Here is a 15370-nt window from a genome sequence, read left to right as displayed (position 1 = left end):
TGAAAGGCTCACGCGTGACCACCGAAGCGTACGTGTACGACGCGATCCGCACCCCGCGCGGCCGCGGCAAGGCGAACGGCGCCCTGCACGGCACCAAGCCCGTCGACCTGGTCGTCGGACTCATCCACGAGATCCGGGCCCGCTTCCCGGGACTCGACCCGGCCGCCATCGACGACATCGTGCTCGGTGTCGTCGGACCCGTCGGCGACCAGGGCTCCGACATCGCCCGGATCTCCGCCATCGCAGCCGGACTGCCCGACACGGTGGCCGGAGTCCAGGAGAACCGCTTCTGTGCGTCGGGCCTGGAAGCCGTCAACCTCGCCGCGATGAAGGTCCGTTCGGGGTGGGAGGACCTGGTGCTCGCGGGCGGCGTCGAGTCGATGTCCCGCGTGCCGATGGCCTCCGACGGCGGCGCCTGGTTCGCCGACCCGATGACCAACCTCGCCACCAACTTCGTCCCGCAGGGCATCGGCGCCGACCTCATCGCCACCATCGAGGGCTTCTCCCGTCGGGACGTCGACGAGTACGCGGAACTGTCCCAGGAGCGCGCCGCCGCGGCCTGGAAGGACGGCCGCTTCGAGAGGTCCGTCGTCCCCGTGAAGGACCGCAACGGACTCGTCGTCCTCGACCACGACGAGCACCTGCGCCCCGGCACCACCGCCGACTCCCTCGCCAGGCTCAAGGCGTCGTTCGCGGACATCGGCGACCTGGGCGGCTTCGACGCGGTGGCGCTGCAGAAGTACCACTGGGTGGAGAAGATCGACCACGTCCACCACGCGGGCAACTCCTCCGGCATCGTGGACGGCGCCTCGCTGGTCGCCGTCGGCTCGAAGGAGGTCGGCGAGCGGTACGGCATCACCCCGCGCGCGCGGATCGTCTCCGCGGCCGTCTCCGGCTCCGAGCCGACCATCATGCTGACCGGGCCCGCTCCCGCCACCCGCAAGGCGCTCGCCAAGGCCGGGCTCACCATCGACGACATCGATCTCGTCGAGATCAACGAGGCCTTCGCCGCGGTCGTCCTGCGCTTCGTGAAGGACATGGGCCTGTCCCTGGACAAGGTCAACGTCAACGGCGGCGCGATCGCGCTGGGCCACCCGCTCGGCGCCACCGGCGCCATGATCCTCGGCACGCTCGTCGACGAACTGGAGCGCCAGGACAAGCGGTTCGGCCTCGCCACCCTCTGCGTGGGCGGCGGCATGGGCATCGCCACGATCGTCGAGCGCATCTGACTCCCCAGTGGACCAACGGACTTCTACGGAGAACCCCCTCATGACCGAGAGCACCACCATCCGCTGGGAACAGGACGAGACCGGCATCGTCACCCTGGTCCTCGACGACCCCGACCAGTCCGCGAACACCATGAACCAGGCGTTCCGCGACTCGCTCACCGCGATCACCGACCGCCTGGAGACAGCGGTCCAGGCCGACCCCGACTCCATCCGCGGCATCGTCTTCACCTCCGCCAAGAAGACCTTCTTCGCGGGCGGCGACCTGCGCGACCTCATCCGCGTCACCCCCGAGACCGCCCAGCAGCTCCTCGACGGCGGCCTCGCCATCAAGCGCGACCTCCGCCGCATCGAGACGCTCGGCAAGCCCGTCGTCGCCGCCATGAACGGCGCGGCCCTGGGCGGCGGCTTCGAGATCGCGCTGGCCTGCCACCACCGCGTCGCCCTCGACGCGCCCGGCTCCAAGATCGGCTGCCCCGAGGTCACGCTCGGCCTGCTGCCAGGAGGCGGCGGCGTCGTCAGGACCGTACGCCTCCTGGGCATCGCCGACGCGCTCCTGAAGGTGCTCCTCCAGGGCACCCAGTACAGCCCGCAGCGCGCCCTGGAGAACGGCCTCGTCCACGAAGTGGCGGCCACCCGCGAGGAGATGCTCGACAAGGCCCGTGCCTTCATCGACGCCAACCCCGAGTCGCGCCAGCCCTGGGACAAGCCCGGCTACCGCATCCCGGGCGGCACCCCGTCCAACCCGAAGTTCGCGGCCAACCTGCCCGCCTTCCCGGCCAACCTGCGCAAGCAGACGAACGGCGCGCCCTACCCGGCGCCGCGCAACATCCTCGCGGCCGCCGTCGAGGGCTCGCAGGTCGACTTCGAGACCGCGCAGGTCATCGAGGCGCGCTACTTCGTGGAGCTGGCCGCCGGCCAGACCTCCAAGAACATGATCCAGGCCTTCTTCTTCGACCTCCAGGCCGTCAACTCCGGAGCCAACCGGCCCAAGGGCATCGAGCCCCGCCCGGTCCGCAGGGTCGCCGTCCTGGGCGCCGGGATGATGGGCGCGGGCATCGCGTACTCCTGCGCCCGCGCGGGCATCGACGTCGTCCTCAAGGACGTCTCCGCCGAGGCAGCAGCGAAGGGCAAGGGCTACTCCGAGAAGCTCTGCGCCAAGGCCGTCTCCCGGGGCCGTACGACCCAGGAGAAGGCGGACGCGCTGCTGGCCCGCATCACACCGACCGCCGACCCGCAGGACGTGGCGGGCTGCGACGCCGTCATCGAGGCCGTCTTCGAGGACTCCGCGCTCAAGCACAAGGTGTTCCAGGAAATCCAGCACATCGTCGAACCGGACGCGCTGCTCTGCTCCAACACCTCCACCCTGCCGATCACCGCGCTCGCCGAAGGCGTCGAGCGACAGGTCGACTTCGTCGGACTGCACTTCTTCTCACCCGTCGACAAGATGCCGCTCGTCGAGATCATCAAGGGCGAACGCACCGGTGACGAGGCACTCGCCCGCGCCTTCGACCTCGTACGGCAGATCAGGAAGACCCCGATCGTCGTCAACGACTCGCGGGGCTTCTTCACCTCCCGCGTCATCGGTCACTTCATCAACGAGGGCGTGGCGATGGTCGGCGAGGGCATCGAGCCCGCCTCCGTCGAGCAGGCCGCCGCCCAGGCCGGCTACCCCGCCAAGGTCCTCTCCCTGATGGACGAGCTGACCCTCACCCTGCCCCGCAAGATCCGCGCCGAGTCGAAGCGGGCCGTCGAGGAGGCGGGCGGCACCTGGACGGAACACCCCGCGGACACGGTCATCGACCGCATGGTCGACGAGTTCGGCCGCCCCGGGCGCAGCGGCGGCGCGGGCTTCTACGAGTACGGGGAGGACGGCAGGCGGGCCGGACTGTGGCCCGGACTGCGCGAGCACTTCACGCGCGCGGGAGCCGAGATTCCCTTCCGGGACATGCAGGAGCGCATGCTGTTCTCCGAGGCGCTGGACACCGTCCGGCTCGTGGAGGAGGGCGTCCTGACGTCCGTCGCCGACGCCAACATCGGCTCCATCTTCGGGATCGGCTTCCCCGGCTGGACGGGGGGCGTCCTGCAGTACATCAACGGGTACGAGGGCGAGGCCGGGGCAGGCACCGGCCTCCCTGGATTTGTGGCGCGCGCCCGTGAACTCGCCGAGCGCTACGGGGAGCGGTTCACGCCTCCGGCGCTGCTCGTGGAGAAGGCGGAGAAGGGGGAGCGGTTCGCGGACGCGTGAGGTTCGGCGCCGGGGGTTCTCGCCCCCGCCGCCCCTACCCATTCCCGTCCCCTGGGGCTCCGCCCCAGACCCCGTGGGGTGCGATTCAGGGTGCGGGTGCGTTGTGGCTGGTCGCGCAGTTCCCCGCGCCCCTAAAAGGGGCGCGGGGAACTGCGCAGTCTTTTGGGGGTTCGGGGGCGAAGCCCCCGAGTAAGTGACGGGAATGGGTAGGGGCGGCGGGGGCGAAAAACCCCGTGCCCCGACCGACCGTACCGCTGAGCGACACGCCCCCCTTGCCCCCCGCCCCCGCGACCCCGACGCTGACCGGCGAACCCAGGTCCCCGTCCCCGCGAGGAGCCAACGATGGGCCGCCGCCCCGCCCCCGCCCTGCTCGACATCCTGCGGCGGCGAGGGCGTGGACCGCGTCTTCGGCAACCCCGGCACCACCGAACTGCCTTTCCTGGCAGCCCTCGTGGACACGGAAGAAGCACCCGAGTACGTCCTCGGCGTCCACGAGGGCGCGGTCGTCTCCATGGCCGACGGATACGCCCGCGCCACCGGCCGCCCCGCCTTCGTCAGCCTCCACATCGCCGCGGGCCTGGCCAACGGACTCATCGGCCTGCTCAACGCCCGCCGCTCACGCACCCCGCTGGTCGTCATGGCCGGCCAGCAGGACCGCCGCCACCTCCAACAGGACCCCATGCTCTCCGGGGACCTCGTCGCCCTCGCCGCGCCCGCCGTGAAGGCGACCTACGACATCCAGCACGCCCGCGACCTCCCGCTCGCGCTGCGCCGCGCCTTCGCACTCGCCGTACGGCCGCCCGCCGGACCCGTGTTCCTGTCCGTACCCATGGACCTGCTGACTGAGGACACGGAGGTCGACGTCCCGGCCCGTACACCGCCGCCCAGGCCCACCCCCGGCGGGGGCCTCGACCGGGCCGCCGTCCTGCTCGGAGCCGCCACCCGGCCGGTGATCGTCGCCGGGGACGGGGTGGGCCGCGAGGACGCGATGGCCGCGCTCGTCCGGACCGCCGAGACATGCGGAGCGCCCGTGCACCACCAGCCGATGGCGGACCACCTCGACTTCCCGACCACCCACCCCCTGTACGCCGGGATGCTGCCACCGCGTCGACGGCGCGCGCGGCGGGCCGGGTGAAGATCGGCGGGTCGAGGTTCTCCAGGACGATGCCGTCCTTGGCGCGCGCCGTGAGGTTCTGGAAGAGCTGCACCTCGGCGGGCCCGTCCGTGTTGGGCGGCCCGACGGCCTTGAAGTTCACGTCCCCCGCGTGGTCCGCGGCGCTCTCGGCGCCCAGCACCATCTCGTGGGCGAAGTTCAGGCTGATGTTGGCCACCGCGATGCCCATGTCGAGCTTGCCGCCGCCCGAGCCGCCGGGGCCGTCGTCACTGCCGCAGCCGGTGGCGGAGAGGAGGACCAGCGCGCCGAGCGCGGCGGACAGCGTACGCAATCGGGGGTGCATGACGGCCTCCATAGCGGCTCTGAACAGAACGCTGAACACTTCGAACCCCGAACACTTCAATGCCGTCGACGTCCGCCGCGACGCAGCGCGCTGTCGGCCGCGACCGCGACGAGGATCACCCCGCCGGTCGCGAACGACGTCCAGTTGATGGGTACTTCGAAGAACACGAGCCCGGAGGCGACGACGGAAAGGATCATCGCGCCGGCCACCGCCCCGACCACCGAGCCACGGGCGCCCGCGAGCGGGGTCCCGCCGATGATGCACGCGGCGATGGCCTGCAACTCGTAGCCCTGGCCGAGCGTGGGGTCGCCGGCGCCGTAGTACGCAAGCGCGAGGACCGCCGCGCAGGCCGTGGTGAGACCGGACAGCGCGAGGGCCTGAACACGCGTACGGACGACCGGGATACCGCTGAACGAGGCCGCGTCGGGATTGGACCCGATCGCCCGCACCCGAGCCCCGAACCGGGTGCGGGCGAGCAGCACCGCGAGAACGACCACGACCGCGAGCAACACCCAGAGCGCGAAGGGCACTCCGGCCGCGTCACCGCCCGCGAGCGTGAAGAACGAGTCGTCCAGCGGCAGATCGATGATCTGCTTCCCGTCGGCGAGCGCCAGCCCGACACCCCGGAACAGCATCAGCGTGCCGAGCGTGACGATGAACGACGGCAGCGCGAGCAGCGTGGTGACCAGTGCGTTGAAGACCCCGAGCGCGATTCCGGTGAGCAGCACCGCCGGCACCGCCAGCCAGGGCGCGACACCCTCCCGTACGAGCAGGGCCCCGACGACCAGGCACATCGCATAGCTGCCGCCCACCGACAGGTCGACCTCGCGCATGGCGAGCGCGAAGACCATGCCGCACGCCGTCAGCGAGATGTAGACGGAGTTGTGCGCCGTGGAGAGCAGGTTGTCGCTGTCGAGGAAGTCCGGGTACGGGATGCCGATGCCGGCGACGAGCAGTGCGAGGACTACCAGGACGCCGAGTTCGTCGGGCAGCCGCCGTCGTCCGTTCCCGGGGCGGCCCGCCCGCAGCCGACCGGCGACAGCCTGAACCACCGTCCGCCGCCGCCCTGTTCGCGGGCGCGCTCGGCGTCGTCCACGGCACGGTCGGTCTCGGTCATCGGGCACGGCTCCCGAACGCTGGCGGCTGGGGGTCGCCCCGCAGCGTCGGCCCGCCGGGCGCGCGCGGCAACACGGCCGTTCCAGCGAATGGAACAGTGGCCGGTGGTGGTCGGGGCGACTCGGAGGGCCGCCGGTCGCAGGGAGCCCCCGCCGGACCCGACCACCGCGTTCCGAAGACCGGAAACGCCCCCTTGCCCACCGCCTGACGGGTCATCACACTCACCGCATGGAGACGCGGACCGCGCTGGTGACGGGAGCGGCACAGGGCCTCGGGCAGGAGTTCGCCGTCGCGCTCGCCGGACGAGGCTACCGAGTCGCCGGACTCGACCTCGTCCCGCAGGCCCGGACGGCCGAACGCATCCTGGACTACGTGGAGTTGATCGCCGACGTCACCGACGAGGCGCAGGTCCACGGGGCTCTTGAGCGCGTGCTGGAACAGTTCGGCACGCTGCACGTCCTGGTCAACAACGCGGGCGTGTACCCGGAGTCGCCTTTCGAGGACATCACGCCCGAGGAGTGGCGGCGGGTCATGCGCGTCAACCTGGAGGCCCCGTTCCTGATGGCCCGAGCGGTTCTGCCTTACCTGAAGGCGGCGGGCTGGGGGCGCATCGTGAACATCGCCTCCGCCGCCGTCCTCACCGCGCCGCCCACGATGGTGGCGTACACCGCCTCGAAGGCAGGCCTGATCGGCTTCACGCGGGCGCTCGCCTCGGCGCTCGGCCCGTACGACATCACGGTCAACGCGATCGCGCCGAGCATGGTCCGCACCGCGACCGCCGAGCGCACGGTCGGCGCCGGCGGCGGCTTCGAGCACGTCCGCGCCCAACAGGCCGTCCCCAGAACCCAGGAACCGTCCGACCTGGTCTCCACACTGCTGTACGTCGTCGACGAGGGCAGCGGATTCCTCACGGGCCAGACGCTCAACGTGGCAGGCGGGTCGGCGTACTTGTGAGGGTCGGCGGCGTAGGTGTGAGGCCCAGCAGGGGGCGGCTGCTCAGGACTCCTCGGTGAGCCACTCCCGCAGCTCCTCCTTCAGCGAACGCTGAAAGGTCGTCAACAGTGCCTGCACCACGAGCGGTTGCATGTGCGCGGACAGGTCCTTCACCGCCTCGACGGACTCACGCTCGGACACCTCGTCCCGGAACAGCAGGGACAACTCGTGGGCCGCGGCGCGCGTGTGCTTCAACAGGACCGTGCGCGCGGCGAGGATCGTCTCGTGCGCGATCGGTACGTCGAGCAGCTGGACGCCGAGCCGCAGCAGCCCGAGGTCCACGCGGTACGTGTCCGGAGCGGCCGCCTCCCTGACTACGCTCATCGCGACGAGCCGGTCCAGGTCCTCCGCGCTCAGCGGCCGCCCCGCCCGGCGCTCCAGCTCCACGCGGCTCACCTCCTCCGCCGAGTCCGGTGCCCAGGAGGCCACCACGGCCCGGTGGATGGCCAGGTCATGGGCGCTGAGCCCCTCCGGCAGCTGCTGCAGATAGCGCTCGATCGCGGCCAGCGTCATCCCCTGGTGCTGCAGCTCCTCGATGAGCGCGAGCCGGGACAGATGCTCCTGGCCGTAGTGCCCCACCCGGCGCGGCCCGATCACGGGCGGCGGCAGCAGCCCCCTCGTGCTGTAGAACCGCACGGTCCGCACCGTCACCCCCGCCCGCGCGGCCAGCTCGTCAACCGTGAGCGTCGGCTCCTCGACGTCCGTAGCCATGACCGCTCCTTCGGGTACCACATCTGCCTCACGGGTGCGGTGCAACAGTATTGCTGTCTCACCTGCGTTGTGAAAGCTCCCACGAGGAGCCGGCGCCTTGGGGAGCCGCCGGATTGTCAGTGGCGGTCCGTACGGTGGCGTCATGTCGGAGATCACGTACGTCCGGGGCGACGCCACCACCCCACTGGGCAAGGGCGTCAAGCTGATCGCCCATGTCTGCAACGACATCGGGGGCTGGGGCAAGGGCTTCGTCCTCGCCCTGTCGAACCGCTGGCCGGAGCCGGAGGCGGCCTACCGCCGCTGGCACCGCGAGCGTGCGGGCAACGACTTCGCCCTGGGCGCGACCCAGCTCGTCAAGGTCGACCGATATATGTGGGTGGCCAACATGATCGGCCAGCGGGGAACGAAGACCGGCAGCAAAGGCGTCCCCGTCCGGTACGAGGCGATCGACACGGCCCTCGCCCTGCTGGCCGACAAGGCTCTCGAACTCGACGCGTCCGTCCACATGCCCCGCATCGGCTGCGGACTGGCGGGCGGGAAGTGGTCACGAGTGGAGCCACTGATAACCGAGCGACTCACAACGAGAGGCATCCAGGTATCGGTGTACGACCACGCCGACTGAGCCCCGAAAGGGGCGCGGGGAACTGCGCGACCAGCCCGATACAACCCGCACCAGGCCACTCACATCAACGCACCCGCACCCCCCGCGGAGCGCTACCCCTCGTGAACGGAGTTCGTCGCCGCGATCTTCTTCCACGACTTGGGCCGCACAGGCACCTCCTGCGACCGGGGCGCGATGGAAACAGCCCGCGCCGCCGGCGCCCCCGGCTTGGCCGCCTGGTACAGCCACGTGTCGAACAGCGAGGCGAGCGGCTGCCCCGACACCTCCTCCGCGTACTTCACGAAGTCACCGACCGTCGCGTTCCCGTGCCCGTACTTCTTCGGCCAGCCCTTCAGGACGGCGAAGAACGCCTCGTCCCCGATCTCGTTGCGCAGCGCCTGCAACGCCAGCGCCCCACGGTCGTACACGGCGATGTGGAACTGGTTCTCCGGCCCGGGATCCCCGGGCTTGACGGTCCAGAACGGATCGTCGGCGGCCCGCGACGCGTACACGTAGTCCGCGATCTCCTGCGCCGTCCCCTCGCCCTCGTGCTCCGACCACAGCCACTGCGCGTACCGGGCGAAGCCCTCGTTGATCCAGATGTCCTTCCACCCGGTCACGGACACGTAGTCGCCGTACCACTGGTGGGCGAGTTCGTGCACGACCACGGACACGTTCGTCCCGCTCGCGAACTGCCGCGGGCTGTAGAACGGCCGGGTCTGAGTCTCAAGCGCGTACCCGGTGTCGGTGTTGGGGACGTAACCACCCAAAGCGTTGAACGGATAAGGCCCGAAGTACTCGGACAGCCAGTCCGCGACCTCCCCGGTCCGCTCGATACTCGCGCGCGCCGCCCCGTAGTTGTCGCCCAGATCCTTGCTGTACGCGTTGACGATCGGGATGCCGCTCTCCGACGTCCCGGTCGTGAGGTCGAACTTCCCGACCGCGAGCGTGGCGAGATACGTGGCCTGCGGCTTGTTGGACCGCCAGCTGTAGCGCGTCCAGCCGGCCCGTGAACTCACCGACTGGAGCGTGCCGTTGGAGATCGCCTGCGAACCGTCGGGCACGGCGACCGACACGTCGTACGTGGCCTTGTCCAGCGGATGGTCGTTGCTGGGGAACCACCACCAGGCCGCCTCGGGCTCGTTCGCCCCGACCCCGCCGTCCGGAGTGCGGTGCCAACTGGTGAACCCGTACGCCTTCTTCGAGGACGGCACCCCGCTGTAGCGCACCACGACCGTGACGGCCGTGTCCTTGGGCAGCGGGTTCTTCGGCGTGATCTCCAGCTCGTGCTCGCCCGAGGTGGTGAACGAGGCCTTCGTGCCGTTGACCCGAACCTCGCTCACGTCGAGCAGGAAGTCCAGATTGAAGCGCGAGAGATCCTGCGTGGTCCTCGCCAGGAGGGTCGCGGTGCCCTCCAACTTGTCCGTCTCCGGCTGGTACTGGAGCCGGAGGTCGTAGTGGGAGACGTCGTATCCGCCGTTGCCGTAGGCCGGGTAGTAGGGGTCGCCGATGCCCGGAGCTCCAGGCGAGTAACTGGCCGCCGATGCCGGGATCGCCAGCAGGAGGGAGGCCGCGAGTGCGCCCGGGGCGATGAGTCTGCGGTGCACGTCAAGCTCCAAGTCGTAGGGGCACGAAGTCTGTTCGGAGCCTATTCATTCCCTGTGGGCCCAACCCTGTCCATGACCGCTCCTGTCACAGGATCGCCATCCGGCCGACATGAGCGACCCCGCCCCACGCACCTTTCAAGCCACACCACCGGCCGAACCTCCGCACACCTCAATCGGCCCTCTTTTGCACAGGAGTTGACCGGAGTACCTTCCGCGCATGCGGACACCTGCGCGCTACAAGCGCTTCACCAACTGGAGATCGCTCGCGACGGCGGCCACAGCCGCCCTGATGGCCACGCTCCTCACCCCGGTCACCGCCCACAGCGCCCCGCGGGAGAGCGCCCCCGTCTACTCGTACGAGAACGCGATCCGCGAATCCGTCTGGGTGGACACCAGACTGGACGGCGACAGCGACGGGAAGACCGACCGCGTCGCGGTCGACATAGTCCGCCCGCGCGAACCCGCCCAGCAGGGCCGCAAGATACCCGTGATCATGGATGCCAGCCCGTACTACTCCTGCTGCGGGCGCGGCAACGAGAGCCAGCTGAAGACGTACGACGCGAACGGCGACGTCGTCCAGATGCCGCTCTACTACGACAACTACTTCGTGCCGCGCGGCTACGCCTTCGTCGGCGTCGACCTCGCCGGGACCAACCGCTCCGACGGCTGCGTCGACGTCGGCGGCCGCTCCGACGTCCAGTCCGCGAAGGCCGTCGTCGACTGGCTGAACGGCCGGGCCAAGGGCTACACCTCCCGCACGGGGACCACGAAGGCCAAGGCCGGCTGGACCAACGGCAAGACCGGCATGATCGGCAAGAGTTACGACGGCACGATCGCCAACGGCGTCGCCGCCACCGGAGTCGAGGGCCTGGAGACGATCGTCCCCATCGCCGCCATCTCCTCCTGGTACGACTACTACTTCGCCAAGGGCGCCCCCCTCTACGACTCCGGCCCCGAGTGGCTGTCCGACTACGTCGAGAGCCCCGACGCCCGCACCAGGTGCGCCGCCGTCCAGCAGAAGATCGTCGACGGGGCCCCACGCACCGGCGACTGGACGAAGTTCTGGACCGAACGCGACTACGTGAAGGACGTCCGCAAGGTCGACGCCAGCGTCTTCGTCATCCACGGCATGCAGGACCTCAACGTGCGCCCCAAGCACTTCGGCCAGTGGTGGGACGGCCTCGCCGAGAACGGCGTCGACCGCAAGATCTGGCTGTCCCAGACCGGGCACGTCGACCCCTTCGACTTCCGTCGCGCCGAGTGGGCCGACACCCTGCACCGCTGGTTCGACCACGAACTCCTCGGCTACGACAACGGCATCGACGACGAGCCGATGGCCGACATCGAGCGCGCCCCCGACCAGTGGGCCACCTCGAACGTCTGGCCGCCGCGCGCCACCGACACCGTGAGCCTGCGCCCGGGCAAGGGTGCTCAGGCGGGCGTCGGCACCCTCGGCCTGCGTACCGGATCGGGCACCGAGACCTTCACCGACGACCCGCAGCAGGACGAGACCGACTGGGCCGCCCAGATCGACCGGTCCACGTCCGCCAAGGCCGGCTTCACCACCAAGCCGCTCACCCGCGACGTCCGCCTGTCCGGCTCCTCCAAGGTGACCGTCACCGCCACCCCGACCACCTCGACCGCCCATCTCTCCGCGGTCCTGGTCGACCTCGGCCCGGACACGATCCGCGACTACTCCGCCTCGGGCGAGGGCATCACCACGCTCACCGACCGCACCTGCTGGGGCCCGAGCACCACCGGCGACAGCTCCTGCTTCAGGGAGACCCGGGCGAAGACCGCGGACGTCGACTACACGGTGTTCAGCCGCGGCTGGGCCGACCTCGGCAACCACCGCTCGGACGCCAAGGGCGAACCGCTCACCCCGGGCAAGCGCTACACCATCACCCTCGACCTGCACGCCAGCGACCACGTCGTCCCGAAGGGACACCGCCTCGCGCTGATCGTCGCCGGTACCGACGAGGGCCTCATCGACCCGCCGTCCAGCACGCCGACCCTCGCCCTGGACCTCGCGCGCACGAAGGCCAGTGTGCCGCTCGTCGGAGGCGCCGCCGCCTTCGCGCACGCCACCTCGGGATCCTCGTACGTCACCCCCGACGCCACCCTCGACGGCATAGGCGAGCCGCGCACCACGCACCGCGTACCCGGAGGCACCCACTGATGACACCCCGCCGCACAGGAATACTCGCCCTGACGGTGGCGGTGCTCACCGCACCCCTCCTGACGGTGCCCGCCCACGCCGCCCAGACCCCGCCCCGTACCGGATTCGAGCAGACCGACGGCGCGCGCTGGACCACCCAGCCAGAGGAGCGGGACTTCCTCGCCGCCGTCGACAAGTCGAGCAACCGCGTGTCGGTCGGCCGGATCGGCACGACGAAACAGGACCGCCCCCTCCGACTCGTACGCATCGGCAACAGCCACGCGGCCAACACCGTCCTGCTGGTGTGCAGCCAGCACGGCGACGAACCGTCCGGGCGCGAGGCCTGTCTCACGACGGTCCGCGACCTCGCGTACGCGAAGGACTCCGCCACACGGAAGTTCCTCGATCGCACCACGCTGCTCGTCGTGCCCACAGCCAACCCGGACGGCCGGGCCGCCGACACCCGCGGCAACAGCGACGGCGTCGACATCAACCGCGACCACCTCGCACTCCAGACGGCCGAAGGCCGCGCCATGGCGGCCCTCGTCCGCGACCGCAAGCCCGACGTGATCTACGACCTGCACGAGTACGGGGCCACACCCCCGTACTACGACAAGGACCTCTTCGACCTCTGGCCGCGCAACCTCAACACCGACGCGGCCGTGCACGACGAGGGACAGACCCTGTCACAGGCGTACGTACGGCCCGCGGCCCAGTCGGAGGGGTACTCCACCGGCACGTACGGAATCTGGACCGACCCCGTGACCGGCGACCCGATCCGGCAGGTCGCGGGCGACGGACAGGAGCGGATCCTGCGGAACATGTCCGGCGTCAAACACGGCGTCGGGCTGCTCATCGAGAGCCGTGTCGACCCCCTCACGGACGCCGAGAAGGCCGACGAGTCACTCAACAACCGGCGCCGCGTCCACTCCCAACTGGCAGCGCTGGACGGGCTGTTCGAGTTCACGGGCGAACGGCGTACCCGGGTCGAGGCGGCCACCACGGCGGCCCGGCTGACCGGCTACCGGGACACCGGCCCGGTCTACGTCGGCGGCGCCGACAACGACCCGGCCGAACCGTCCGAGATCATCGCGGACCCGCCCTGCGCCTACCGGCTGACGGCCGACCAGTACGCGGACGTCAAGGACGAACTCGCCCTGCACGGGGTCAGGACGCGGCACGACGCCGAGGGCGCCCACGTCCCGCTGCGCCAGTCCCTGCGCGCCCTCGTCCCGCTGCTCCTGGACGAGCGCGCTCCGTACCACCTCACGGTCGGGGAGCCCGACACCGACTGCTGAGGTGGGTGAGATCTGTAGCACCTGTGGTAGGTCGTAGGGCATAACGAGGAAATGGCTTACCCACGCTTTACAGGGGAAGGTGCCGCAGATGACTGAAGACCTGAAGAAGAGGGGAGGCCGGGAAGGTCCGTCGGACATTCCCGGCGGCCCCGGTCAGCACACCGACTGGGTGGTGTTCGGCGTCACCGCCGCCATCACCCTGGCCTTCGTGATCTGGGGATCGGTCGGCACCGACTCCCTGAAGAGCGCCTCCGACAAGATGCTCAGCGGCCTGATCCACAACGGCGGCTGGGGCTTCATGCTGGCCGCCTCGGGCTTTGTGGTCTTCGCACTGTGGCTCGCGATCAGCCGGTACGGCAGGATCCACCTCGGCGCGGAGGGCGAGGAGCCCGAGTTCAAGACCGTGTCCTGGGTCGCCATGATGTTCAGCGCCGGTATGGGCATCGGCCTGATGTTCTACGGCGTGAGCGAGCCGCTCTCCCACTACACGACCCCGCCACCGGGAACCGATCCCGCGGACTCCGCGGAACGCATGCAGACGGCGATGGCCACCACCCTCTTCCACTGGACGCTGCACCCCTGGGCGATCTACGCGGTGGTCGGCCTCGCCATCGCCTACAGCACCTTCCGCAAGCGCCGCCGCCAGACGATCAGCGCGGTCTTCACCCCGCTCATCGGGGAGAAGCACGCGAACGGCGGCGTCGGCCGGGCCATCGACGTCCTCGCGATCATCGCCACCGTCTTCGGCTCCGCGGCCTCACTGGGCCTCGGCGCCCTGCAGATCGGCTCCGGATTCACCGAGCTGGACTGGATGGACAAGGTGAGCGACGGTCTGCTCGTCGTGATCATCGCCGTCCTGACGGTGGCGTTCGTCGCCTCGGCCATCTCGGGCATCGAGAAGGGCATCCAGTGGCTGTCCAACATCAACATGGTGCTCGCCCTGGTGCTCGCGGTCTTCGTGTTCATCGCGGGCCCGACGGTCATCGTCCTGGACCTGCTGCCCACCTCGGTCTTCTCCTACCTCGGTGACCTGCCGCAGCTGGCCGGCCGCACCGAGGCCAGCACCGGCGAGGGCGTCGCGGACTGGCTCGGCAGCTGGACCGTCTTCTACTGGGCCTGGTGGATCTCCTGGACGCCCTTCGTCGGCATGTTCATCGCGCGCATCAGCCGCGGCCGCACCATCCGTCAGTTCGTCGGCGGCGTCATCCTCGTGCCCAGCACCGTCAGTCTCGTCTGGTTCGCGATCTTCGGCGGTACGGCGATGAAGCTGAAGGAGGGCGGCGCGCTCGGTGGCGAGTCGACCCCCGAGGGCCAACTCTTCGGCGTCCTGCAGGAGTTCCCCATCGCGACGGCGACCAGCCTGCTCGTGATGATCCTCGTCGGCATCTTCTTCGTCTCCGGCGCCGACGCCGCGTCCATCGTGATGGGCACGCTCTCCCAGAAGGGCGCCCTCGAACCCGGCCGCTTCGTCGTCGTGTTCTGGGGCGTGGTCACCGGAGCCGTCGCTGCCATCATGCTGCTCGTCGGCACCGAGGGCAACGCGCTCCAAGGCCTGCAGAACCTCACGATCCTGGCCGCCGCACCCTTCGTCCTCGTGATGATCGGCATGTGCATCTCCCTCATGCGCGACCTGCGCAGGGACCCCGTCATCGTCCGCCGCGAAATGGGCTCCGAGGCCGTCTCGCTCGCCGTGATCGAGGGCCACAAGAAGTACGACGGCGAATTCGAGATCAGGGTCGGCCCGGGCGCCGGCACAGAAACGGAGGGCGACCCACTGGGCCACGACCACGGCTGAGCGGCCGGGCTGGGTTCTGGGCCACGGCTGAGGGTCCGGCGAAGGTGGCGGGGCGAGTCTTTGGCATTTAGGGGCGCGGGGAACTGCGCGACCAGCCACGTCCGGCCCGCGGCCAAAGAACGACCCTCCCTGCGGGGCGCCCTTCGAAGGGCGCCCCGCA

11 protein-coding genes are annotated in these 15370 nt (G+C 70.1%); 8 read left to right on the top strand and 3 right to left on the bottom strand.

What is annotated here, in order from left to right:
• Positions 1-14: 14 nt before the first annotated feature.
• From OG718_RS12740 to OG718_RS12730, 3 genes are all read left to right on the top strand, one after another.
• A complete protein-coding gene (locus OG718_RS12740; protein WP_328844177.1) occupies positions 15-1229 on the top strand; it encodes an acetyl-CoA C-acetyltransferase in 1215 nt (404 codons plus the stop codon).
• 40 nt (positions 1230-1269) lie between these two features.
• A complete protein-coding gene (locus OG718_RS12735; protein ID WP_328844176.1) occupies positions 1270-3474 on the top strand; it encodes a 3-hydroxyacyl-CoA dehydrogenase NAD-binding domain-containing protein in 2205 nt (734 codons plus the stop codon).
• A 394-nt stretch (positions 3475-3868) separates the two neighbouring features.
• Positions 3869-4609 carry a thiamine pyrophosphate-binding protein gene (locus OG718_RS12730; RefSeq protein ID WP_328844175.1) on the top strand — a complete coding sequence of 247 codons (741 nt, stop codon included), beginning with the start codon at positions 3869-3871 and terminating at the stop codon, positions 4607-4609.
• A 378-nt stretch (positions 4610-4987) separates the two neighbouring features.
• Here the strand turns inward: OG718_RS12730 and OG718_RS12725 are convergent, their stop codons facing one another.
• Complete coding sequence (locus OG718_RS12725; RefSeq protein ID WP_443055022.1) at positions 4988-5983, bottom strand: ABC transporter permease; 996 nt, start codon at positions 5981-5983, stop codon at positions 4988-4990.
• Between the two features lie 292 nt (positions 5984-6275).
• On the opposite strand from OG718_RS12725, the gene OG718_RS12720 reads away from it, so the two are divergent.
• Positions 6276-7001: an SDR family NAD(P)-dependent oxidoreductase gene (locus OG718_RS12720; RefSeq protein ID WP_143634283.1), complete on the top strand. Its 726-nt coding sequence runs from the start codon at positions 6276-6278 to the stop codon at positions 6999-7001.
• A gap of 42 nt (positions 7002-7043) precedes the next feature.
• Here OG718_RS12720 and OG718_RS12715 read toward each other — a convergent pair whose 3' ends face one another.
• Entirely contained in the window at positions 7044-7751 is a 708-nt protein-coding gene (locus tag OG718_RS12715; protein WP_328844174.1) for a MerR family transcriptional regulator, read from the bottom strand.
• Between the two features lie 142 nt (positions 7752-7893).
• On the opposite strand from OG718_RS12715, the gene OG718_RS12710 reads away from it, so the two are divergent.
• The gene (locus OG718_RS12710) at positions 7894-8373 is read left to right on the top strand and encodes an Appr-1-p processing protein (RefSeq protein ID WP_328844173.1); all 480 of its coding nucleotides are present in this window, start codon (positions 7894-7896) and stop codon (positions 8371-8373) included.
• 92 nt (positions 8374-8465) lie between these two features.
• On the opposite strand, the gene OG718_RS12705 is transcribed toward OG718_RS12710, so the two are convergent.
• Positions 8466-9959: a M1 family metallopeptidase gene (locus OG718_RS12705; RefSeq protein WP_328844172.1), complete on the bottom strand. Its 1494-nt coding sequence runs from the start codon at positions 9957-9959 to the stop codon at positions 8466-8468.
• 217 nt (positions 9960-10176) lie between these two features.
• On the opposite strand from OG718_RS12705, the gene OG718_RS12700 reads away from it, so the two are divergent.
• The 3 genes from OG718_RS12700 (at position 10177) to OG718_RS12690 (ending at position 15210) form a co-directional block, all read left to right on the top strand.
• Positions 10177-12138: a Xaa-Pro dipeptidyl-peptidase gene (locus OG718_RS12700; protein WP_143634290.1), complete on the top strand. Its 1962-nt coding sequence runs from the start codon at positions 10177-10179 to the stop codon at positions 12136-12138.
• Positions 12138-13415, top strand: a complete 1278-nt coding sequence (locus OG718_RS12695; protein ID WP_328844171.1) for a M14 family metallopeptidase — start codon at positions 12138-12140, stop codon at positions 13413-13415. Before OG718_RS12700 ends, OG718_RS12695 begins: the two co-directional genes overlap by 1 nt.
• A gap of 88 nt (positions 13416-13503) precedes the next feature.
• The gene (locus tag OG718_RS12690; protein ID WP_143634293.1) at positions 13504-15210 is read left to right on the top strand and encodes a BCCT family transporter; all 1707 of its coding nucleotides are present in this window, start codon (positions 13504-13506) and stop codon (positions 15208-15210) included.
• Positions 15211-15370 lie beyond the last annotated feature (160 nt).

The sequence above is a fragment of the Streptomyces sp. NBC_00258 genome (assembly GCF_036182465.1).
GTDB lineage: Bacteria > Actinomycetota > Actinomycetes > Streptomycetales > Streptomycetaceae > Streptomyces.
Note: the sequence above shows the minus strand (reverse complement) of the source record. Positions and strands in the feature narration are given on the sequence as shown.